Origin of the sequence: Nocardia sp. NPDC060259 (genome assembly GCF_042728775.1) — a bacterium.
Taxonomy (GTDB): Bacteria; Actinomycetota; Actinomycetes; order Mycobacteriales; family Mycobacteriaceae; genus Nocardia.
This window is the reverse complement of the sequence record NZ_JBHXAY010000049.1, coordinates 15,485-37,087: the sequence shown is the minus strand read 5'-3', so window position 1 is coordinate 37,087 and position 21,603 is coordinate 15,485. Positions and strand designations below refer to the sequence as shown.

General features: G+C 70.5%; 18 protein-coding genes. 5 read left to right on the top strand and 13 right to left on the bottom strand.

Features of this window, described 5'->3' with window-relative positions; genetic code table 11:
• Position 1: 1 nt before the first annotated feature.
• The 8 genes from ACFWF2_RS19060 to ACFWF2_RS19025 all read right to left on the bottom strand — a co-directional run bounded on the left by ACFWF2_RS19060 (position 2) and on the right by ACFWF2_RS19025 (position 12,402).
• A complete protein-coding gene (locus ACFWF2_RS19060; protein WP_379308755.1) occupies positions 2–1,129 on the bottom strand; it encodes a histidinol-phosphate transaminase in 1,128 nt (375 codons plus the stop codon).
• Positions 1,126–2,463 carry a histidinol dehydrogenase gene (gene hisD / locus ACFWF2_RS19055; protein ID WP_379308754.1) on the bottom strand — a complete coding sequence of 446 codons (1,338 nt, stop codon included), beginning with the start codon at positions 2,461–2,463 and terminating at the stop codon, positions 1,126–1,128. The genes ACFWF2_RS19060 and hisD overlap by 4 nt, the downstream gene beginning before the upstream one ends.
• A 153-nt stretch (positions 2,464–2,616) precedes the next feature.
• Positions 2,617–4,215, bottom strand: a complete 1,599-nt coding sequence (locus tag ACFWF2_RS19050) for a serine/threonine-protein kinase (protein ID WP_379308753.1) — start codon at positions 4,213–4,215, stop codon at positions 2,617–2,619.
• Positions 4,216–4,303: 88 nt separating this feature from the next.
• A complete protein-coding gene (locus ACFWF2_RS19045) occupies positions 4,304–6,085 on the bottom strand; it encodes a penicillin-binding transpeptidase domain-containing protein (protein WP_379308752.1) in 1,782 nt (593 codons plus the stop codon).
• Positions 6,086–6,093: 8 nt separating this feature from the next.
• Positions 6,094–8,175 carry an acyltransferase family protein gene (locus ACFWF2_RS19040; protein ID WP_379308751.1) on the bottom strand — a complete coding sequence of 694 codons (2,082 nt, stop codon included), beginning with the start codon at positions 8,173–8,175 and terminating at the stop codon, positions 6,094–6,096.
• 131 nt (positions 8,176–8,306) lie between these two features.
• Entirely contained in the window at positions 8,307–9,170 is an 864-nt protein-coding gene (locus ACFWF2_RS19035) for an arylamine N-acetyltransferase (protein ID WP_379308750.1), read from the bottom strand.
• An 82-nt stretch (positions 9,171–9,252) separates the two neighbouring features.
• Positions 9,253–10,242 (bottom strand): TAXI family TRAP transporter solute-binding subunit, encoded by a 990-nt coding sequence (locus tag ACFWF2_RS19030; protein WP_379308749.1) that lies wholly within the window; start codon positions 10,240–10,242, stop codon positions 9,253–9,255.
• Between the two features lie 33 nt (positions 10,243–10,275).
• Entirely contained in the window at positions 10,276–12,402 is a 2,127-nt protein-coding gene (locus ACFWF2_RS19025; RefSeq protein ID WP_379308748.1) for a TRAP transporter permease, read from the bottom strand.
• Between the two features lie 157 nt (positions 12,403–12,559).
• Between ACFWF2_RS19025 and ACFWF2_RS19020 the strand changes: the two genes are divergently transcribed.
• Positions 12,560–13,738 carry a winged helix DNA-binding domain-containing protein gene (locus ACFWF2_RS19020; RefSeq protein WP_379308747.1) on the top strand — a complete coding sequence of 393 codons (1,179 nt, stop codon included), beginning with the start codon at positions 12,560–12,562 and terminating at the stop codon, positions 13,736–13,738.
• 51 nt (positions 13,739–13,789) lie between these two features.
• Here the strand turns inward: ACFWF2_RS19020 and nadC are convergent, their stop codons facing one another.
• From nadC to nadA, 3 genes are all read right to left on the bottom strand, one after another.
• On the bottom strand, positions 13,790–14,650 hold the full coding sequence (gene nadC / locus ACFWF2_RS19015; RefSeq protein ID WP_379308746.1) for a carboxylating nicotinate-nucleotide diphosphorylase: 861 nt from the start codon (positions 14,648–14,650) through the stop codon (positions 13,790–13,792).
• Between the two features lie 87 nt (positions 14,651–14,737).
• A complete protein-coding gene (locus ACFWF2_RS19010) occupies positions 14,738–16,393 on the bottom strand; it encodes an L-aspartate oxidase (RefSeq protein WP_379308745.1) in 1,656 nt (551 codons plus the stop codon).
• A gap of 38 nt (positions 16,394–16,431) precedes the next feature.
• Positions 16,432–17,469, bottom strand: coding sequence for a quinolinate synthase NadA (gene nadA, locus ACFWF2_RS19005; RefSeq protein ID WP_379308744.1), 1,038 nt, complete (start codon positions 17,467–17,469; stop codon positions 16,432–16,434).
• 78 nt (positions 17,470–17,547) lie between these two features.
• Here nadA and ACFWF2_RS19000 point away from each other — a divergent pair, with 78 nt between their 5' ends.
• On the top strand, positions 17,548–18,276 hold the full coding sequence (locus tag ACFWF2_RS19000) for an NUDIX domain-containing protein (RefSeq protein WP_379308743.1): 729 nt from the start codon (positions 17,548–17,550) through the stop codon (positions 18,274–18,276).
• Positions 18,277–18,286: 10 nt separating this feature from the next.
• Here the strand turns inward: ACFWF2_RS19000 and ACFWF2_RS18995 are convergent, their stop codons facing one another.
• Positions 18,287–18,961: a TetR/AcrR family transcriptional regulator gene (locus ACFWF2_RS18995; protein ID WP_379308742.1), complete on the bottom strand. Its 675-nt coding sequence runs from the start codon at positions 18,959–18,961 to the stop codon at positions 18,287–18,289.
• Between the two features lie 95 nt (positions 18,962–19,056).
• Between ACFWF2_RS18995 and ACFWF2_RS18990 the strand changes: the two genes are divergently transcribed.
• The 3 genes from ACFWF2_RS18990 to ACFWF2_RS18980 are packed head-to-tail and all read left to right on the top strand — an operon-like array spanning position 19,057 to position 21,336.
• Positions 19,057–20,010: an ABC transporter ATP-binding protein gene (locus ACFWF2_RS18990; RefSeq protein WP_379308741.1), complete on the top strand. Its 954-nt coding sequence runs from the start codon at positions 19,057–19,059 to the stop codon at positions 20,008–20,010.
• Positions 20,007–20,813, top strand: a complete 807-nt coding sequence (locus ACFWF2_RS18985; protein ID WP_379308740.1) for an ABC transporter permease — start codon at positions 20,007–20,009, stop codon at positions 20,811–20,813. The genes ACFWF2_RS18990 and ACFWF2_RS18985 overlap by 4 nt, the downstream gene beginning before the upstream one ends.
• Positions 20,814–20,847: 34 nt before the next feature.
• Positions 20,848–21,336 carry a nitroreductase/quinone reductase family protein gene (locus ACFWF2_RS18980; protein WP_379308739.1) on the top strand — a complete coding sequence of 163 codons (489 nt, stop codon included), beginning with the start codon at positions 20,848–20,850 and terminating at the stop codon, positions 21,334–21,336.
• Positions 21,337–21,343: 7 nt separating this feature from the next.
• Here ACFWF2_RS18980 and ACFWF2_RS18975 read toward each other — a convergent pair whose 3' ends face one another.
• A complete protein-coding gene (locus tag ACFWF2_RS18975; protein WP_379308738.1) occupies positions 21,344–21,511 on the bottom strand; it encodes a hypothetical protein in 168 nt (55 codons plus the stop codon).
• Between the last annotated feature and the right edge of the window lie 92 nt (positions 21,512–21,603).

Genomic DNA, 21,603 nt, shown 5'->3' with positions numbered 1-21,603 from the left:
GTCAGTGGGTGAGGTCGGTGCCCGCGATGTCGCGGCTCACGCGCAGGAACTCGTCGTTCTCCGCGGCGAGCCCGACGGTGGCGCGCAGGTAGCCGGGGATGCCGACGTCGCGGATGAGCACACCGGCATCGAGGTAGTGCTGCCAGGCGCGTCCGGCGTCGGTGAACCGGCCGAAGAGGATGAAGTTGGCGTCGCTGGGAATCACCTCGAAGCCCTGCTCGGCCAGCGCGGCGGCGACCCGGTCCCGCTGCGCCGCCAGTTCCGCGACGCTGCCCAGGGTTTCGTCGGCGTGCCGCAGGGCGGCGCGCGCGGCGGCCTGGGTGACCACCGACAGGTGGTACGGCAGGCGAACCAGCAGGATCGCGTCGATCACGGCGGGCGAGGCGGCCAGGTAACCGAGGCGCCCGCCGGCGAAGGCGAACGCCTTGCTCATGGTGCGGGTGACGACAAGCTTGGTCGGGAACCGGTCGATCAGCGTGATCGCGCTCGGCGCGGCCGAGAACTCTCCGTACGCCTCGTCGACGACGACGATGCCGGGCGCCGCCGCGAGCAGGCGCTCGAGCTCGTCGATCGGGATGCTGTGCCCCGTCGGGTTGTTCGGGCTGGTCACGAACACCACGTCGGGGTGGCGTTCGGTGATCTGCGCGACGGCGTAGTCGATGTCGAGGGAGAAGTCGCCGCTGCGCTTGGCCTCGATCCACTCGGTGTCGATGCCCTCGGAGATGATCGGGTGCATCGAGTACGAGGGCACGAAACCCAGTGCGCTGCGGCCCGGTCCGCCGAAGGCCTGCAGCAGCTGCTGCAGGATCTCGTTGGAGCCGTTGGCCGCCCACACATTGGCGGTGTCGACGGCGACGCCGGTCTGACGAGTCAGGTACGCGGCGAGATCCGCGCGCAGGGCGACGGCGTCCCGGTCCGGGTACCGATGCAGGTCGGCGGCCGCGGCGCGTACCGATTCGGCGACGTCGTCGATCAGCGCCTTGCTCGGCGGGTGCGGGTTCTCGTTGGTGTTGAGCTGCACCGGCACCGTCAATTGCGGTGCGCCGTACGGGGATTTGCCGCGCAGGTTGTCGCGCAGCGGCAGCTGGTCCAGGGTCGCCGAGGCGCCGGGAACGGTGGGAGTACTCATGACAGCGCCTCGAAACGCGCCCGCACGGCCTGGCCGTGCGCGGGCAGGTCTTCGGCGTTGGCCAGGGCGACGACGTGTCCGGCGACATCCTTCAGCGCGGCCTCGGTGTACTCCACGATGTGGATGCCACGCAGGAAGGTCTGCACGCTCAGGCCGGACGAGTGCCGCGCGCAGCCCGCGGTGGGCAGCACGTGGTTGGAGCCTGCGCAGTAGTCGCCCAGGCTGACCGGCGCCCACGGGCCGACGAAGATCGCGCCCGCGCTGCGCACCCGCGCCGCGACGGCCGCGGCGTCGGCGGTCTGGATCTCGAGGTGCTCGGCGGCGTAGGCGTCGACGACGCGCAGGCCCTGGGCGATGTCGTCGACGAGGACGATCCCGGACTGCTTGCCGCTCAACGCTTCCCGCACTCGCGCGTCGTGCTTGACCACGGTGAGCTGGGCGTTCAGCGCCGCGTCGACCGCATCGGCCAGCGCGACGGAGTCGGTGACCAGCACGCTGGCGGCGAGCACGTCGTGCTCGGCCTGGCTGATCAGGTCGGCGGCCACGTGCACCGGGTCGGCGGTGGCGTCGGCGAGCACCGCGATCTCGGTGGGGCCCGCCTCGGCGTCGATGCCTACCAGCCCACGGCACAGCCGCTTGGCCGCGGTGACGTAGATGTTGCCGGGTCCGGTGATGAGGACGACCGGTTCCAGCGCGGCGCCGTCGGTGTCGGTGCCGCCGTAGGACAGCAGCGCCACGGCCTGCGCGCCGCCGACCGCCCATACCTCGTCGACGCCGAGCAGCGCGGCGGCCGCCAGGATCGTCGGGTGCGGCAGTCCGCCGAACTGGGCCTGCGGCGGCGAGGCGACGACCAGCGATTCCACGCCCGCGGCCTGGGCCGGGACGACGTTCATCACGACCGAGGACGGGTAGACGGCATTGCCGCCGGGCACGTACAGCCCGACCCGCTCCACCGGCACCCACTTCTCGGTGACGGTGCCGCCGGGCACCACCTCGGTGACGGTGTCGGTGCGGCGCTGGTCGGCGTGCACCTTCCTGGTCCGCTCGATGGCGACCTCGAGCGCGGCGCGCACGGCCGGGTCCAGCTCCTCGAGTGCCTTGGCCAGCTCGGCGACGGGGACGCGCACCGCGGCGGGGCGAACGCCGTCGAACTTCTCGCTGTAGTCCAGCGCGGCTTCGGCGCCCCGGTCGCGGATGTCCTCGACGACCGGCCGCACATGATGCAGCACCGAGTCGACGTCGACCCCTCCGCGCGGCAGCGCGGTGCGCAGCTCGGCAGCGGAGGGAGTACGACCGCGCAGATCGACGCGGGCGAGCTCGATGCGGGGAGTCATATCGGGGTGCAGTCCTGTCTGTGCGTGGCTCAGGTCAGGTACCAGCCTAATGGGCGCCCGCCATCGCTTTTCCGGCACATCCCGCCGAAGACGACGGACCCGGCAGGGTTGTCCCCGCCGGGTCCGTCATCGATCCGTTGTCCGGGCCGGCTGTCAGCGGGTGTCGCCGTCGATCCGCAGGCTGCCGCCGGAGTTCACGACCCGCATGACCATGGCCTTGGTCTGGCCGTTGATGGTGATGCTGGCCAGGCGCATGTCGGTCGAGCCGTCGGCGTTGTTGCCCTTGACCGCGGTGATGCTGGCAAAGGTGTCGACGGTGCGGTCGTTCCAGTACTCCCGGAACGCGGCCTCACTGCCGTAGACCTTCTGCGCGGCCGGGGTGAGCAGCGACCACGAACCGGCCGGGTTGGAGAAGAAGTCCTCCACCAGCAGGCCCGCCGAGCCGATGTCGACGGTGCCGACATTGGTGGTCTGGCCGAGCGCGGCCGGGACCGCGCTGGGCGACGCCGGACCGGCCGAGGCCTGCACCGAGGTCGACGGGTTCGCCTGCACCTGCGGCGAATTCGAGTCCGAGCTGTTCATCGCGCTGACCGCGACGGCGATGGCGGCGATCACGGCGCCGACACCGGAACCGATCAGCACCGCACGGCCCTTGCCCGCCTGCTTGCGCGGCAGGGGCGCGGGCTGGGTGGTTGTCGGCGGGTGCGCTGCGGTGTCGTGGCGCATCGGCGGGCGCGGGTTCGACCGGATCTGCCTGGTCGTCGCGGTGGACGCGCCCGCATGCGAGGTCCGGTGCCCGGACTGCCGGATCACCTGGGTCGCGGCCGACGAGTTGCGGCGGCCGTAGGCCTCGCTGGCAGGCACGAACCCGGCGGGCACGGCATCGGCGTCGGCGAACGCGGCCAGCGCGTCGCGGGACTCGGTCATCGTCGGCCGGTCCAGCGGGTCCGGGCTGAGCAGGTCGAGCAGGAAGTCGGTGGCCGGGCCCGCATTGCGCGGCTCGCGCACCTGACCGTTGGCCGCCGCGTAGAGCACGGCTAGTGGATTGGCGTTGGCGCCGTAGGGCGGTTCACCCTCCAGCGCGTGGAACAGCGTCGCACCCAGCGCGAACACGTCGGCGGCCGGCGTCGGATCGGCACCGCGCGCGACCTCCGGCGCCAGGTAGGCGGCGGTGCCGCAGATCAGGCCCGTCTCGGTGAGGGTGACGTCACCGGCAGCGCGGGAGATGCCGAAGTCGGTGATCTTCACCTCACCGTGCTCGCCGAGCAGGATGTTGCCCGGTTTCACGTCACGGTGCACGAGTCCGGCCTGGTGGGCGGCGATCAGCGAGGACGCGACCTGCTCACCGATGCGGGCGACCTCGGTCAGCGGCAGCGGACCCTTCTGCCCCAGCTCGGCGGCCAGGCTGACCGACTTGAGGTACTCCATCACCAGGCACGGGTCACCGTTGTGCTCGGTGATGTCGAAGACGACGATGGCGTTGGGATGCTGGAATCGCGCCGCGTTGCGGGCTTCCCGAATCGCACGCTGGCGCAAGACATCCCGCTCACCCTCGGGCAGGCTGGGCTTGATGTGGATCTGCTTCACAGCCACGGAGCGTTGGAGGCGTTCGTCGACAGCGCGCCATACAACGCCTGTGCCGCCGCTACCAATACGCTCGACCAGGCGGTAATGCTCCGCGATCTTCTGACCGGTATCGATGGCGCCTACTCCGAACCTTCTCGAAATTGTGACATCCCGCGTATTGACCATGGATATGGTCCGTCGACGAGTGTAGCTGGCCCGGTGCGGACCGCGTGCGGCAGCGGGGGGATTGCCCGCCCACCTAGGGTGACATAGATCATTGTTTGGCTCTCAGCATCCGTCCGGCCGCCTCCACCGCGGGCCCCGAACTGCCCGCGTCGGCGACGAAGACCGCGAACGCGAGGTCACCGTCGATGCCGACGAACCAGCCGTGCGCGTGCTCGTCGTCGAGGTATTCGGCGGTGCCGGTCTTGCCGAGCAGCCCCGGAATATCGCGTAACGCGGTGGCGGTTCCGGCGGACACCGTCTCCCCCATCATGGTCTCTATCTGCGACGTCACGTCGGCGGGCACCGCCGCGGACGCCCGGTCCGCGGTACCGGGCCGCCCGCGCACGATGGCGGGCGCCGGCGCGGAGCCGTGCGCGAGCGAGGCGGCGACGAGCGCCATCCCGAACGGCGAGGCGGTGACTGTGCCCTGCCCGATGCTCGACTCCACCCGCTGGGCCGGGTCCTGCGCGGGTGGGACCTTCCCGGTGACGGTCGTCAAGCCGGGTGTCACATAATCCACCCCCAGACCGAGCTGCGCGGCGGCCGCGGTGAGCCCGTCGGCGGGCAAGCGCACGCCGAGTTCGGCCATCGTGGTGTTGCAGGAGCGAGCGAACGCGGTATGCAGCGGCACCGGTCCGAGATCGAAGCCGTTGTCGTTGGGAATCGTGCGGCCCTCGATGGTCGCGCGGCCTGGGCAGGGCAGCACGGTGTCGATGTTCACCCCGCCCGCCTGCAGCGCGGCCGAGACGGTGACGGTCTTGAAGGTGGAGCCGGGCGGGTAGAGGCCGGTGAGCGCGATCGGGCCTTGCGCGTCGGCCGGTGCGTTCTGCGCGACGGCCAGGACTTCCCCGGACGACGGCCGCAGGGCCACGATCGCGGCGGGCTGGGTCAGCGGGGTCAGGGCGGCCTCGGCGGCGTTCTGCAGGTCGATGTCGACGGTGGTCGCGATGTCGGTGGTCGGGGTCGGGTCGGGTCCGGCGATGCGCTGGGTGCCCTGGGCGGTCTGCGCGCGCACCGCCCACCCCGCCGCGCTGTCGGCCTGCTGCTGCCAGAGTTCGGCCAGACCCGATGTCGTCGGTCCGGCCAGGGACTTGTCGACGGTGAGCAGCCTGGTCTGCGGTGCGAGCGTCACGCCGCGCACTCCGCTCAGCGCTTGCTGGACCGGGGCGATGTCGGCTTCGCGCAAGGCGACCGCGGTGATCGGTTTGCCCTGCGCCGCAGCCAGATCCGCCCGCAACGTGGCCTCGCTGACACCGTGCGGCGCGAGCAGCGCGGCCGCGGCGGCCAGATCGGCGTCGGGTGCGACGGTCACCAGCGTCACCACCTGCTGGGTCATCAGGTCACCGCCCGAGGAGTCCAGCACGCGCGCGGGTTTCGGATAGACGGGGCTGTAACCGAGCGGTCCGAGCTCGAGCCCGGGGGCGACGGTCGCGGGATTCCAGTCGATCTTCCAGCCGTCGGTGTCGGCGGCGGTGCCGGTGCTGGTGTAGGTCCACTCGTTGCGGCCCTCTGGGCCGAATTTCCAGGTCGATTCGAGGGTGAAGGAGCTGTCGTCGGTAGCCGACACCCGGACCGAGTCGTTCTTTCCGAGGTTCTCGAACAGGGTGGTCAGCACCGGACGGGCCTGGTCGGGAGCGTCGGTGATGGCCGCGGCCGCGGCGGCGTCACCGCTGCTCAGGGCAGCGGCGAAAGCGTCGGCGACGGTCTGTGGCTGATCGGGTCCCGACGAGCACGCGACCGGCAACAAGGCGAGCGCGAGGAGCAGGACCGGTGTCTTGCGGGAGATGCGCACAGGGCCGAGGGTAGCCGGAGTCGCGGCGTCGGTACGCATCTCGCTCGTTACCACCAGCCGGTGATCGCCCCGATCTGGCGCCCGAGCTCGGGGGCGAGCGAGCGCGCGTAGCTGGCGGTCAGGTGGTGTTCGTCGCGGTAGATGAGCACATTGCCCTCGACGACCCGGCACCGCTGCGGCCTGCACACGGCATCGGAGAGATCGAGCAGAGAGACGTTCGGGTACCCGGCCGCCGGTTCCGCGGCCGGGTCGACGGCGTCGAGCGCGTCGGCACGGTCCAGTCCGCAGCTGTCGGGATCGCCGCGGTGGGCCAGGCAGTCGGTGGCGCGGTAGAGGACGCCGTCGCGGCGCAGTCGCGGAGTATCGCGCAGCGCCAGCACATTCAGGCCGCGGTCCTGCATCGCCGACCACACCTCGAGGTATTCGCCGGGTACCTCGTCACCCAGACCGTCCTTGCGATACCGCGTGGACAGGGTGAGCACCCAGTCCGGCGGCTCGGCGGCCAGCCGGTCGAGCACCTCCACCGACCATTCGTGGCATTCGGGGAACGGCCATTCGGCATACGAGGGCTGATCGGCGAGGGTGACCGGGCATCCCTCCTTGAGATAGGAGACCACCCGGATGCCGTGCTCGACGCCGAGCAGTTCCAGCGCGGGAATCCAGTGCTCGGAGTGCGATCCGCCGACCACCGCGATCGAGCGGGTGGCGGTGTGGTCGCCGTAGGTACAGGTGCGGACCTCGCGGTTGGGGGTGATGCAGCCGTCGGTCGTCGGCGGCGGCGAGTCGGCCTGCCCTTCGAACACGGTGGGGCGCATCGGTTCCGGCGAGTACTCCGCGCCCGACAGCAGGGCGGCCGCCCCCGGATACCGGTCGACGTCGAGTGCCTGCGGCGGCACCGCAGGATTGGCCCGCAGCACCAGCTGCCAGCTCAGCGCCGAGGCGAGCACGGCGACGGCGAGCGCGCCGACCAGCACCCCCGTCGGCCGATGCCTGCCGACGGGGCTGTCCTGGCCGGTCGGCGGCAGCCGCAACGGCGTCTCGATCAGGCGGGTGGTGGCATACGCCAGCACCAGCGAGACGCCGATCACGATCAGCCCGTCGGCAAGGCCGGCGTGCGCGCGGCCGGATTCGGCCAGATAGAAGATGAGAATCGGCCAGTGCCATAGATACAGCGGGTAGGCGATGGCGCCGAGTTCGGTGCAGACCCGCCCGGCCAGCACCCGGTTCGGCCACGCCGCCACCCCCGCGACACCGAATCCGGAGGCGATCACCAGGCACGCCGCGGCTACCGGCCACAGCGCCGCCACCCCGGGAAACTGGATGGCGCCGTCGAAGATCGGACCGCACGACAGCACCATCAGCAGACCCACCGCGGCGGCGAATCCACGCATTCGCCGCGGCAACCGCAGCCACGGCGCGGCCACGGCCAGCGCCGCACCGGCCAGCAGTTCCCAGCCGCGCGCGACGCTGTCGTAGTAGGTCCACGCCTGATGCTGCGCGGAGCCGGACGCGGCGTACCAGAACGAGAGCAACCCCACCCCGGTCAGCACCATCAGCAGCGCGGGCCGACCGGCCGCGCCACGCCGTCGCAGCCACGCCCACCCGGCCAGGACCGCGAGGATCACCAGATAGAACTGACCCTGCACCGACATCGACCACAGATGCTGCAACGGGCTGACCGACGGATCGGGCGCCAGGTAGTCGAGTTCGGCGGTCGCGAGATACCAGTTCTGCACGTAGAACATCGAGGCCAGCGTCTGCGCCGCCGTCTCACCCAGCTGGGTGTACGGCCGCAGGGCGACCGTGGCGAGCACGATGGCCGCCAGCACCACCACCAGCGACGGCATCAACCGGCGCACGGTGCGCCGCGCGGTCACCCGGGCGGACACACCACCACGGCGTTCGACCCCGCGCACCACCGCGCCGGTGAAGAAGAACCCCGACAGCACGAGAAACACGTCGACCCCGCCGGATACCCGGCCCGCCCACACGTGGAACGCGACGACCAGCGCGATCGCGACACCACGCAACCCGTCCAGGTCCTGCCTTCGCCCGGCCGAGGCGACGACGGGTCGACGAAGAACCGCCGTCTCCGGCGCAACCGCGGACGCGGACTGAACTTTCGGCACGAACGACCCCAACGATTCGGACCCCACAGCACACAGCGGGGGTTGTTTCCCGGCAAGTAACCATCAATTTGCCGTAGCGTCACGTGGGAAGCAAACCGCCGAGCCGTGGTCGAGGCCCGAGATGTGGGCCGCTAGTGGGTCCGCCAGGGCATCGTCACCAGCGTGGCCGCGTCGGATTCGTCGAGGTCGATGTCGAATACCTCGGTCAGCACCTTGGGCAGTTCGCCCGGTTCGAGTTCCCGCGAGTACCCGGTGCCGTCGGGATATTCGGTGGTCATCGTCATATCGTCGAGAATGTGGTGGACCTCGGGCAGGAACCGCTGCAGGAAGGGCCGGGTGGTGAACGGCGATCGCGGCGACGTCGAGACGAAGTGGTTGCCGACGGCGTAATCGATCCGGTACTGCGGGTTCTCGGTGAAGGTGTAGCGATCGATCCAGCCGTCGCGGCCGAACTGGAACAGCACCCACAGGTCGCCTGCGCGGCGTTCGAGGCGGTAGCGCCACTCGCCGAGACTGAATTCACCACGCCCGTCGACCAATTCGAACGGTTCGAGCGGGCCGAAGCCGAAGCCGACGTCGCAGATCCAGACGCGATCGTCGTCGGGTGTCGTCACCCGCAGCAGGGCGTGGGTGGCGGGCCGGATCGCCCCGTCGGCGAGCGCGCCGTAGGTGACACGGCCGCTCAGGCCGGAGACACCGAACCCGAACCGTTCCAGCACGGCGGCGAACACGCCGACGTTCTCGAAGCAGTAGCCACCGCGGCGGCGCCGGATCAGCTTGTCCTGCAACGCCTCCAGCTCGAGTGGAATCCCGCGCCCGAGGATGATCTCGAGATTTTCGAAGGGAATCGTCGTGGTGTGGCCGCGAACCAGCGCACGCAACGTGTCGACGGAGGCGGTGCGCGGTCCGTCGTAGCCGATCCGGGCCAGATAGGCCCCCAGATCCAGGTCCTCGCCCAGCCAGCGGTCGTCGCGTCGCGCAGCAGCCTCGGTCATACGTCGCACAACCGCGCGGCGGCGATCCTTGTTCCCGGCCGTGACCGTCGCGACCGCACCCGCGGACGCGACGGTCCAGCACTCAGCCCAGCGCGACCGCCGACCCGCGGTGCAGCTGCACCGGCTCGGTCTTGCTCGCGGTGTCGGCATCGATGCCCTTCGCGGCCGGATTCGCCTGCTCCAGCTGCGGCTTGCGGTCGAGCAGCGTCTTGGTTAGCACGCAGGCCAGGTTCGCGTCCAGGTCGTCGCGGACGACGAGCAGGTTGGGCACCACGATGGTGGGCACGTCGGCGGCGAGGCCGTAGGTGGCGGCGGGGATGGCCGCCGTCTCGTACACCGGGTTGATCTCCTTCAGCTTGGGCAGCACCCCGGTGATGTCGAGGAAACGGACCTTGTCCCTGGCGGTGGTGAACAGGTCAGTGATGCCGGGCGTCGGCAGGCCACCCGACCAGAACATCGCGTCGATGGAACCGTCCTTGAGGCCGTCGACGGTTTTGGTCAGGTCGAGGCGTTGCGCGGAGACATCGCTGTCAGGATTGAGACCGGAGGCTTGCAGCACGCGCTGCGCGATGACCTCGGTGCCCGATTTGGGCGATCCGGTGGACACCCGCTTGCCGCGCAGGTCGGCCAGCGAGTTGATCCCGGCGTCGGTGCGCACGATCACCTGGGTGTAGTTGTCGTAGAGCCGGGCCAGCGCGCGCACCGGCTGCGGGCTGGTGAAGCTGCCCTTGCCCTGCACGGCGTCGGCGGCGGAGTCGGCCAGCGAGAAGCCCACCTGGTAGGTGCCGCCGACGACCTGCTGGATGTTCTGCACCGACGCGCCGGTCTCGGCGGCGGTCGCCTTGACCGTGCCCCCGGTGGCGGCCGAGATCTGCTCGGCGTAGGCATTGCCCAGCGCGAAGTACACGCCGGTCGCGTTGCCGGTGGCGATGCCGATCCTGGTGTCCTGCTTCACTTCACAGGTCACCTCGCCGCCCGCGTCGGCGGTCGGGGTGTCCTGCCGCCCGCCGCATCCGGTGAGCAAGGCCGCCGCGGCGGATACCGCGACCACGGCGACAACTGTTCTGACCATGAGGTCCCTCTCGTCGGAGCTGATGTCCACGGATCACGATGTGTCCGTGGCTGTTCGGCGTCGCATCCGGTCGACGACGCCCGCGAGTACGGCGACGAGCAGCACCGCGAGCCCGATGCCGGTCGCGGTCGGATTCGGGTAGAGCAAGGTCAAACCGGCCACCGCGGCCAGCCCGCGCGGGACCGGCCCGACCGCGCCGATGCCGAACAGCCAGCCGCCCGTCGCCGCCGCCAGCGCCGCCACGCCGACACAGGCGGCCGCGCTCACCCACAGCACGTCGAGCAGGGCGCCGCGGCCGAGCAGGTGCTGGCCGGAGTCGGTGAGCACGAACATCAGCGGCACCAGGAACGCGGGCAGCGCGTATCGCAGGGCCGCCCACATGGTGGGCATGGCTTTCGCTCCGGTGACCGCGGCCGCGCCGACGGCGGCCAGCGCGGTCGGCGGCGTCACCTCCGAGAGCACCGAGAAGTAGAAGACGAACATCGCGGCCGCCGGCGCGGCGACGTCCAGGTCGAGCAACGCGGGCCCGATGATCACCCAGCCGATGACGAACGACGCCGTCACCGGCACCGCCAGCCCCAGCAGCGACAGCGCGATCGCCGCCAGCACCGCGGTCGTCGCCAGGACCACGGCGGGGTCGTCGGACAGCACCGACCCGGCCCGCACCAGCAACGACGCCAGTTGCGCGCCGAGGCCGGTCTTGGTGGTCATCGCCGTGATCACGCCCGCCGCCGCACACACCGCGACCACGGGCAGCGCCGAGCGCATGCCGAGCGACAGCGCGCGCAGGGCCTCCAGCGCGAACTGCCCGATCTCCTTGCCCGACCACCGCCGCCCGTCGGCACTCGGAACAGCTTGTTGGCCAGCTACTTTCGCGTCTTCGTCGCCGGATGCCGCCCGCGCGCGCAGCATCCGGTCCGGCACGGCCAGGATCAGGGCGAGCACCGTGGCGTAGACGACGGCGCGGGTCGCGCTCATCCCGGCCAGCAGCAGCACGACGATCACGATCAGCGAGGAGAAGTGATACCCGAAGCGCCCCAGCAGTTTCCACCACGGCGTCGGCAGCGGTCCGTCGGCGAGGTCGGCGGGCGAGCGTCCTTCGGCGTGGATGCGGCGGGCGTCGATCTCGACCGACAGCAGGATGCCGAGGTAGTAGAGCAGCGTCGGGATCAGCGCCCAGCCGAGCACTGTCACGTACGACACGTCGAGATATTCGGCGACGATGAACGCCGCGACGCCCAGCGTTGGCGGCGACAGGATCGCACCGACACCGGCCGCGGCGAGCATGCCGCCCGCCTGTTCGGGCCGGTAGCCCGCCCGGCGCAGGATCGGCCAGGTGACCGCGCCGGTGCTCACCGCGGTCGCGGTGCCCGACCCGGAGACGGTGCCGAGCAGGAACCCCGACACCACCGCTGTCCGTCCCGCCGCGCTGTGCGAGCGACGGAACAGCGAAACCGACAGATCGACGAAGAACCGTGCGGCACCGGAGAATTCGAGGACGGCTCCGTAGAGGGTGAACAACACGATGTAGCTGGCCGCCACGTCCAGCGGCGTCCCGTAGAAGCCGCTGCCGGAGTTGTACAGGGCGTCGACGATCTGGTCGACATCGAGTCCGGCGTGCGCGATCGCCCAGTCCTGCGGCAGCAGTCCGCCGTAGTAGCCGTAGGCGAGGAACACCAGGCACACCGCGGGCAGGATGATCCCGGTGGTGCGCCGGCACGCTTCCAGCACCAATACCAGCAGCAATCCGCCCATCACCACATCCAGTGGCGCCAGCATCCCCTGCCGGTCGAGGAACGCGTTGTAACCGCCACCCGCGTCGCCGATGCGCACCGGCAGGATCGGATACAGGCACACCAGCAGCGCGACCGCGGCCAGCACCCAGTCGAGCGCGGCGGGACCGTCGGCGCGATCGAGCCTGCCCCACCAGGACCGGTAGCTCAGGTACACCAGCGGCAGCGCGACGGCGAGAAACACCACCAGGTAGTACTGACTGCCTTCGGCCAGCGGCCGGAACACCTGCCACACCGACAGCAGCGCCAGCCCGAGCGCGACCACGGCGACCAGCAGGCCCGCGAACCCGGACAGCACCCGCGCAGGCCGCTCCTCGTCGTCCACGCCCAGTTCAGCGGCAGTGACGACCGGTGGCGCTGAGCTCATGAGCGGACCATAGCAACGGGATTCGCGCGTCGGAGTGAAAACGACGACCGCACGGTCTGCACAAAATGGACATTTCGCGCCGGTCGATTCGGCCGCCGATCAGCGCAGCGAACCCGCGGATGGCGAGACTGTCGGTGCCCACACCTACGATCCGGACATGCTCTCGATCGATGTCGCGCAGCGACGCGCACGCCTGGCGACCCGGCATCGCCTCGCGCCGTCGGCTCGCTCGACCGACCCCGTCGACATCGCCCGCTCGATGGTGGTGCTGCACGCCACCGATCCGGCGACGGTGTACCTGTCGGTCGGCGCCCGCGGCATCGATCTCACCCCGGTGGATGTCGAGAAGGCGCTCTACGACGACCGCACCCTGCTGCGGCTGCTCGCCATGCGCCGCACCATGTTCGTCGCGCCGACCGAATTGCTGCCGGTCCTGCAAGCCTCCACCTGCGATGCGCTCGCGCACAAGCAGCGTCGCGCCTACGGCCGCTATATCGAGCAGGCCGGGGTCGTCGACGGCGACATCCAGTCCTGGCTCAGCGATGTCGAGGCCGAGACGCACACCGCGCTGCTGGCCCGCGGGGCGGCGACCGGCGTGCAGTTGAGCAAGGACGTGCCGCGCCTGCGCACCCAGATCGATACGGCTCCCGGCAAGTCGTATTCGAAGCCGACCAGCATCACCACCTGGGTCCTGGTGGTGCTCGGCGCCGAGGGCCGGATCGTGCGCGGGCGCCCGAACGGCAGCTGGGCCAGTAGCCAGTACACCTGGGCGCCGGTCGAAACCTGGCTGCCACAAGGGTTCTCCCCTGTTCCGGCCGAGCAGGCCCGGGTGGAACTGGTGCGCCAGTGGCTCCGCGCCTTCGGGCCCGCTCCTGTCACCGACCTGAAGTGGTGGACCGGCTGGACCCTCGGTGAGGTCCGAAAAGCCCTGGCGCACCTGGATACCGTCGAGGTCGACCTGGACGGAGTCACCGGCATCCTCCTCGCCGACGACCTCGACCCGGCGCCCACCCCGGAGCCCTGGGCCGCCCTGCTCCCCGCCCTCGACCCGACTCCCATGGGCTGGCAGTCCCGCGACTGGTTCCTCGGCCCGCACGCCGAGGCCCTGTTCGACCGCAACGGCAATATCGGCCCCACCATCTGGGCCGACGGCCGCATCGTCGGCGGCTGGGCCCAACGCTCCGACGGCGAAGTGGTGACCGGGCTCCTCGAAGACATCGACGCCGACACCCGGAAGCTGATCGATGCCGAAATAGACCGCACCACAACCTGGTTCGGCGAAGTCCGCGCCATCCCCCGCTTCCGCACCCCACTACAACGCGAACTCACCGCCTGATCCTGCCCGCCGTCGAGGCGGGCGCCTCGGAACCGGTGACCGGTTACCTGCTCACATATCGAGGCCGAGGTCGAGCACGCGGACCGAGTGGGTGAGGGCGCCGATGGCGAGGTAGTCGACGCCGGTGCGGGCGTAATCGGCGGCCTGTTCGATCGAAAGCCCGCCCGAGGACTCGAGTTTCGTGTTCGGGGCGGCGGCGTCGCGGCGCTGGACGGCGGCCTGGGTCTGCCACAGCGGGAAGTTGTCGAGCAGGACCAGTTCGACGTTCTCGGCCAGCACCGCGTCGAGCTGTTCGAGGCTGTCCACCTCGACCTCGCAGGCGATGTCGGGAGCGAGCTCACGGACGGCACGCAGGGCGTTGACCACCGAGCCCGCGGCGACCACGTGGTTGTCCTTGATCAGTGCCGCGTCACCCAGCCCCATCCGGTGATTCACACCGCCACCCACGCGCACCGCGTACTTCTGCAGCGCCCGCAACCCTGGCAGCGTCTTGCGGCTGTCACGGATCTCGCAGTCGGTGCCGTCGACCTCGTCGACCCAGGCCGCGGTGGCGGTGGCGATGCCGGACAGGTGGCACACCAGATTCAGCATGGTCCGCTCGGCGGTGAGCAGACCGCGCGTCGGGGCCTCGATGCTCAGCACGGTGGTGCCCGGCTCCACCCGGGTGCCGTCGGCGACCCGGTCGGTGACGGTGTAGTTCCCGGCGCCGATCACCTCGTCGAGCACGAGCAGCCCGACATCGAGCCCGGCCACGGTGCCGTGCTGGCGCGAGACCACCGAGGCCTTGCTCACCGCGTCGGCGGGCACCGTCGCGACCGTGGTGACGTCGGGTCCGTAACGCAGATCCTCGTCGAGCGCGGTACGGATCAGCGTCACCAGCTCGTCACGATCCAAGGCGGCATCCAGAGCCATCACTGCACTCCTGTTCTCGGGCGCACCGTGCGCCGGTTCGATAAGGCGTCCGTCCACCGGTCTTGCTCGGGCGACCGCGCCCGGTACTCATCGCGCACAGACCGGCACCGCGACGACATCGACGGTGGACAATTCGAGCGCGCCGTCGTCGCCCAGCCGCACCGCGGTGCTGTGTCGCCGGTCCTCGACCTGGCCCGGGTACTCCGAGCGCGTATGGCAGCCCCGGCTCTCGGCGCGGTCGGCGGCCGCGACCAGCAGCGCTCGGGCGGTCAGCGTCAGCGCGGCGTCCTCGATCCGGCGCAATGAGCGCGGGGCGTCGAAAACCCCCTCGCCGGAGCCGGTTCCGTCGAGCGGCTGGACAGCCCGCGGCGAGGCGTTGTCCAGCGGCGAGGCCACCGACCGCGCCGCCTCGATCCGCGCCAGTGCGGAACCGAGCCCGGCACCGTCACGCACGACGGAGGCGTGCTCGGTCATCACCTGCTGCACCAGGGCCCGATCGGCGAATTCCACCGTCCACGACGGGATCTCCTCGATCCGCGAGCGCACACCGTGCCGTTCGGCGGCGGCCACACCGGCCCGTTCGCCCACCACCAAACCCTCGAGCAGACTGTTGGAGGCCAGCCGATTCGCACCGTGCAGTCCGGTCCTGGCGACCTCACCCGCGGCATACAGCCCGGGAACCCCAGTCCGCCCGTGAGTGTCGGTCAGCACCCCACCGCACTGGTAGTGCGCACCGGGAGCGACCGGAATCAGTTGCGCCACAGGGTCGATCCCGGCCGCCAGACACGAAGCGGTGATCGTCGGGAACCGCTGCGCGAAGCCATCGATCCGGCGCGCGTCGAGGAAGACGTGATCGGTCCCCGTCGCCCGCATCCGCTCCGCGATGGCCCGCGACACCACATCCCGTGGCGCCAGATCACCCCGCGGATGCACGCCCGCCATCACCGAGTCACCTTCGCGATCGACAAGAATCGCGCCTTCACCGCGCACGGCCTCGCTGATCAACGGCCGCCTGCCCACTCCGCCGGGCGTATAGAGCACCGTCGGATGGAACTGCACGAACTCGAGATCGGCCACCGCCGCCCCGGCCCACAGCGCCAGCGCCACACCGTCACCGGTCGCGCCGGGCGGATTGGTACTCGAGGCGTAGAGCTGTCCGAGCCCGCCGGTCGCCAGCAGCACCGCGGGAGTGCGCACGACACCGAAACCGTTGTCCGACACCGCGACGACGCCACGCACACCGTCGGGCCCGGTCACCACGCGCAGGGCGGCGGCGCCGAACAGCACCGGCAGGCCCGCCGCGTTGAGCGCCCGCTGCACCTCGGCCCCGGTGGCGTCACCACCGGCGTGAATGATCCGGCGGGTACTGTGCCCGCCCTCGCGGGTCCGCGAGATCTGGCCGTCCCGACCGAGATCGAAGACCGCGCCGAGGTCGGTCAGCGCCGCCACCGCCGCCTGCCCGCCCTCGACGATCGAGCGCACCGCGTCGACCTCGCACAGCCCGGCGCCGGCTTCGACCGTGTCGTGCACATGGGAATCAACCGAATCACCCTGTGGCGCGACGACAGCGATTCCGCCTTGCGCATACTGCGTCGAGGTGTCGGTGGGCCCACCCTTGCTCAGGATGAGCACCCGCAGCCCACGCAGCGACGCAGTGCGCGCGGCCGTCAGCCCCGCGACACCACCGCCGATGACCACCAGGTCGACCTCGGCCTCCCAGGAGACCGGAACCGTCGCCGTCATGGTCGTTTACCGGCTCGACCACGCGGCGAAGGGCGCGGTCACTCCCCACCACCGGGGTTGCCGATCGCGATCATCCGCTGCACCGAGGCGCGACCGGCCTCGGCCATCGCCAGGTCGACGTGCACCTCGTCGGCGCCCTCGACCAGGCAGCGCAGCAGCGCGGCCGGGGTGATCATCTTCATGTATTTGCAGGAGGCGCGATCGTTGACGGCCTGGAAGTCGATGCCGGGCGCTGCCTTGCGCAGCTGGTGCAGCATGCCGACCTCGGTCGCCACCAGCACCTGGTTCGACGTCGAGTTCTTCGCCGCGTCGATCATGCCGCCGGTGGACAGGATGTGCACCCGCTCGGCCGGGAACGCGCCCTCGCCCGCCAGGTACAGCGCCGAGGTGGCGCAGCCGCACTCCGGGTGCACGAACAGCTCGGCGTCGGGGTGAGTGCGCGCCTGCTCGGTGAGCTCGTCACCGTTGATGCCGGCGTGCACGTGGCACTCACCCGCCCAGATGTGCATGTTCGCGCGGCCGGTCTCGCGCTTGACGTGCGCGCCGAGGAACTGGTCGGGCAGGAACAGCACCTCGACGTCGGGGTCGATCGAGGCGACCACGTCGACGGCGTTGGAGGACGTGCAGCAGATGTCGGTGAGCGCCTTCACCTCGGCGGTGGTGTTGACGTAGGACACCACCTTCGCGTCGGGGTGCTCGGCCTTCCAGGCCCGCAGTTCCTCGGCGGAGATGGAATCGGCCAGCGAGCAGCCCGCGCGCTGATCCGGGATGAGCACCGTCTTGGCGGGGCTGAGAATCTTGGCGGTCTCGGCCATGAAATGCACGCCGCAGAACACGATGGTGTCCTCTTCGGCCTCGGCCGCGATCCGCGACAGCGCCAGCGAGTCGCCGACGTGGTCGGCCACGTCCTGGATCTCGGGCAGCTGGTAGTTGTGCGCGAGGATCGTGGCGTTGCGCTCACGCGCCAGCCGCCGCACCTCCTGCGCCCACTCCGGCGTCGCTTCGACACCCGTGTACCCCGTGGGTCCGTCGAAGACCGAACCCATCAGCGTCGGCTGTGTAGTCGTCGTCGCCATGGTGGCTCCCTTCCTCGTGCGAACGGCTCCATCGCCTCGATTCGCACCAAACCAGGTTTTCGACTTAGAATCGAAAACGTGCCCCATAGTAACACCATCCACGAATCGCTCACCGCGGTGTTCCAGGTTCGCCGCTTCCCCGCCGACGTTTCCGCAGGTGGCGGTGCTGCGGGTCGTTCCAGGCACCCGGAACTCGCGGTGCTGCTGTGGGAGCGGGCACTCGACCCACAGAAGGGCACCTGGTCGCTACCCGGCGGCAGGCTACGCGACGACGAGGATCTCGACGCCTCGGCCCGGCGCCAGCTCGCCGAGAAGGTCGACGTCCGCGAGCTGGCCCACCTGGAACAGCTCTCGGTGTTCAGCGACCCCGACCGCGTCCCGGCCCCGCGCCGCATCGCCTCGGCCTACCTCGGCCTGGTCCCGCTGACCACCGAACCCGAACTCCCCGCCGACACCACCTGGCATCCGGTCTCGGCACTTCCGGACATGTCCTTCGACCACCGCACCGTCGTCGACCACGCCCGCACCCGCCTTGCCGCCAAACTCTCCTACACCAACATCGCCTACGCCCTGGCCCCCGACACCTTCACCATGTCCACGCTCCGCGAAATCTATTGCGCGGCCCTGGGTTACGACGTCGACACCACCAACCTCCAACGAGTCCTCTCCCGCCGCAAGGTGATCACCCCCACCGGCGACACCGCCCCCTCCGGCCGCGCGGGCGGCCGCCCCGCCGCCCTCTACCGCTTCTCCGACTCCGGCCTCCGCGTCACCGACGAATTCGCCGCCCTACGGCCGCCGCACTGATCGGGGCCGTTCACTTCCCGGCGTCGGCGAGGATGCCGAACAGCAGGGCGTCGACACCGGCGACGAACACCTCGTCGTTGGTGATCGGGCCCTGCGCTGAGGCGGGTTCGGTCGCGAACAACGCGGCGAGGTGCGGGAAGCCGTCCGGCGGTGCGGCGAGACCGGCGCCGAGTTGCGCGGCGGACAGACCGGCCGCTTCCTGCGCGGCGAAGGTCGCGCCCCAGCCGGACAGCAGGGCGATGCCCATCATGGTCGCGCCGGCGGCGAGCCCGGCGGGGGCCAGCGCGCCGGCCATCCGGTCCAGGTAGCGCACCGAATTGGGGCCCATGGCCGTCGGGCCCGCCTGCGCCAGCCACGGGTGCCTGCGGTGCAGCGTGCGGGACTGTTCGGCGAGGGCGAGCACGTCGGTGCGCACCTCGCCGGTGGTGGCCGGGTAGTCGTATTCGCCCGCCACCCGGTCGACCATGAGCGCGATCAGGTCGTCCTTGCCGTCGACATAGCGATACAGCGAGGCGGCGGCGGTGCCGAGTTCGTCGGCGACCCCGCGCATCGAGACCGCGCGCAGCCCGCCCGCGTCGGCGCGCCGCACGCAGGCGTCGGCGAGCTGGTCGAGCGTGTACGCCGGGCGCGGCCCAGGCCTGGGAGCGCCGCCGCGCGACCACAACGAGGATCCGGTGTGCGTCATAGGTGTCAGCATGCCGCAGAACACCAGTTGCGAACAGTGTTAGCAGATGCGTATCCTGCGATTGCGAACACTGTTAGCAATGAAGGGAGAATGTCGTGCATGCCATCGAAGCCACCGCACTGACCAGGACATACGGCAGGAACACCGTGGTAGACGGGGTAGATCTGCAGGTGCCGACCGGTCAGGTACACGCCCTGCTCGGCCCGAACGGCTCGGGCAAAACCACCACGGTGCGCATGCTGGCGACCCTGGCGCGTCCCACGTCGGGCCGGGCCGCGATCCGCGGTTTCGACACCGTCGGCCAGGCCGACGACGCGAAGCGGCAGCTCGGCCTGGTCGGCCAGTTCCACGCCGTCGACCCGCGCCTGACGGGGCGGCAGAATCTCGTGCTGCTGGCCCGCCTCAACGGCTTCCGCACCGCCGCGGCCCGTCGTCACGCGGCGGAGTTGCTGGATCGCTTCGAACTGACCGCGGCCGCCGATCGCACGGCAGGCACCTATTCCGGCGGCATGCGCCGCAGGCTCGACATCATCGCGGGCATGATCGTGCGCCCCGCCGTGCTGTTCCTCGACGAGCCGACGACCGGGCTCGATCCGCACAGCCGCAACGAGATCTACACCTACGTCCGCGATTTCGTCGCCGAGGGCACCACCGTGCTGCTCACCACCCAGTACCTCGACGAGGCGCAGCGCCTGGCCGACGCGATCACCATCCTGGAAGCCGGGCGGGTGATCGCGACCGGAACTCCGGAACAGATCCTCGCGGCCGTGCCCGCCGGTCTCGACCTGGTCGTCGCCGATCCACGCCGCCACGACGAGGTGCTGGCGATCCTCGACAGCTTCGGCGGCTCGCCGGTGGATCCCTCACCGGCACAGCGTGATTCGCCGCTGGAACTGTCCTTCACCTTCGCCGGCGAGGCCCCCGGCCTGCTCACGGTCCTGCGCGCACTCGACGCGGCCGACATCATCGTCCGCGATATCGGCACCCGCGCAACCACTCTCGACGACGCGTTCCTCGCGCTCACCGGTCGCGATCGGATCGCGGCATGAGCGCCGCCGACACCCGTGAGGTGTCCGTGTACGCCGGTGCGTCGATCCTGTTCGGGCGGGTGCTGACGAACTACCGCAACTCCCCCGGCCTGTTCGCGATCACCCTGGCCGCGCCACTGGGCATGATGCTGCTGTTCGGCTTCGTCTTCGGCGGCGCGCTCGCAGGCGGCGGCGACGCCACGGCCTACCGCGCCTACCTGGTTCCCGGCGTCCTGGTCCTGGTCGCGGCCATGGGCCTGACTTCCACCGCGTCGACCGTGAACGCCGACCTGCACAGCGGATTCACCGATCGGCTCCGCGCGCTGCCGCTGTCGCCTGCGGCCGCCCCGGCCGGATTCGCGCTGGCCGAGACCGTGGTCGGAGTCCTCGCGCTCGCGCTGATGTCCGGCGCGGGATATCTGCTCGGCTGGCGGGTGGACGCGACGGTCGGCGAGGTCGCGGCGGCGATCGCGCTGTTGCTGGCGTTCCGCTGGGTCCTGGCCTGGCTCGGCATCGCGCTCGGCGCCGCGATCAAGGACGAACAAGCGCTGCAGCAGGCGGCACCGATGATCTTCGGCGCGCTGATGTTCTCCAACGTCTTCGTCCCTACCTCGACCATGCCCACCGGCGTCGCGACCATCGCGGAGTGGAATCCGGTGAGCGCCATCGTCGGGGCCCTGCGCACGCTGCTCGGGTCCGATCCGGCCGCGTCGGCGGGCGCGTGGCCGACCCAGCATCCGGTACCGGCCGCCTGGCTGTGGATCGCGGCGCTGTTCGCCCTCTCCGCACCCCTCGCGATCCGCCGCTACGCGAGTTCGGCCTGAGCAACCTGTCGGTGGTCGCTGTCACACTGCTCGCATGGACAACAACGCGGCGGACGCGAAAGAGATCACTTCTTACGACGACCCGGACGCACCGTGGAACCGGGAGTACTCGGCCGAGGAGATGGCCGGGTGGAACGACGGCGTCGTCCGGGAGTTCCGGGAGAACAGCGGCCGGGTCGGCGGCGACTACGCGGGGGCCACGCTGCTGCTGTTGACGACCACCGGCGCCAAGAGCGGTAAGCAGCATGTGGTTCCGCTGGGCGCGCTGTATCGCGGCGACGTCCTGTATGCGAGCTCGTTCATCGAGGACCGGTATCCGGCCTGGGTCCACAATGCCAAGGCCGACCCACGGGTGACGATCGAGTTGGGCGGGGAGAAGTTCGCGGCGACGGCCGAGGTGCTCACCGGTGCCAGGTACGACGAGTTCGCGGCCTGGGCGCTGGCGGAGAACTCACTGCTGGCCGAGTATCAGGCCAAGGTCGACAAGCCGCTGCCCCTGGTGGTGCTGACCCGAAATACCTAGTAGGAGCTCAGGATTCGTATCGGCGATCGCGATGCTTCGGCGCTCGCCGGTACGTCCGCCCGCTGGGCACCGCGGTGGCCGCGGACGAACTGCGCAATGCGTGGCGGCGCCGCCACGCGGCGAGATCAGGTCGCTCGGTCGGTGCGTCGGTCTCGGTCTTCTCGGTGGCGCGCATGGCCGTTCCTCCCCCGGTGCGGATATGACCTGTCGACGGTAGGTGAGCCGCCGCGCCGGGCGCCACCGGTTTTCCGGTGCGCGACAGCACGT

Bases quoted from the DNA above. Each gene is read 5' to 3' on its own strand.
- ACFWF2_RS19060 (WP_379308755.1), bottom strand. From the start codon at position 1,129: ATGAGTACTCCCACCGTTCCCGGCGCCTCGGCGACCCTGGACCAGCTG.
- hisD (WP_379308754.1), bottom strand. From the start codon at position 2,463: ATGACTCCCCGCATCGAGCTCGCCCGCGTCGATCTGCGCGGTCGTACT.
- ACFWF2_RS19050 (WP_379308753.1), bottom strand. From the start codon at position 4,215: ATGGTCAATACGCGGGATGTCACAATTTCGAGAAGGTTCGGAGTAGGC.
- ACFWF2_RS19045 (WP_379308752.1), bottom strand. From the start codon at position 6,085: ATGCGTACCGACGCCGCGACTCCGGCTACCCTCGGCCCTGTGCGCATC.
- ACFWF2_RS19035 (WP_379308750.1), bottom strand. From the start codon at position 9,170: ATGACCGAGGCTGCTGCGCGACGCGACGACCGCTGGCTGGGCGAGGAC.
- ACFWF2_RS19030 (WP_379308749.1), bottom strand. From the start codon at position 10,242: ATGGTCAGAACAGTTGTCGCCGTGGTCGCGGTATCCGCCGCGGCGGCC.
- ACFWF2_RS19025 (WP_379308748.1), bottom strand. From the start codon at position 12,402: ATGAGCTCAGCGCCACCGGTCGTCACTGCCGCTGAACTGGGCGTGGAC.
- ACFWF2_RS19020 (WP_379308747.1), top strand. From the start codon at position 12,560: ATGCTCTCGATCGATGTCGCGCAGCGACGCGCACGCCTGGCGACCCGG.
- nadC (WP_379308746.1), bottom strand. From the start codon at position 14,650: ATGGCTCTGGATGCCGCCTTGGATCGTGACGAGCTGGTGACGCTGATC.
- ACFWF2_RS19010 (WP_379308745.1), bottom strand. From the start codon at position 16,393: ATGACGGCGACGGTTCCGGTCTCCTGGGAGGCCGAGGTCGACCTGGTG.
- nadA (WP_379308744.1), bottom strand. From the start codon at position 17,469: ATGGCGACGACGACTACACAGCCGACGCTGATGGGTTCGGTCTTCGAC.
- ACFWF2_RS18995 (WP_379308742.1), bottom strand. From the start codon at position 18,961: ATGACGCACACCGGATCCTCGTTGTGGTCGCGCGGCGGCGCTCCCAGG.
- ACFWF2_RS18985 (WP_379308740.1), top strand. From the start codon at position 20,007: ATGAGCGCCGCCGACACCCGTGAGGTGTCCGTGTACGCCGGTGCGTCG.
- ACFWF2_RS18980 (WP_379308739.1), top strand. From the start codon at position 20,848: ATGGACAACAACGCGGCGGACGCGAAAGAGATCACTTCTTACGACGAC.
- ACFWF2_RS18975 (WP_379308738.1), bottom strand. From the start codon at position 21,511: ATGCGCGCCACCGAGAAGACCGAGACCGACGCACCGACCGAGCGACCT.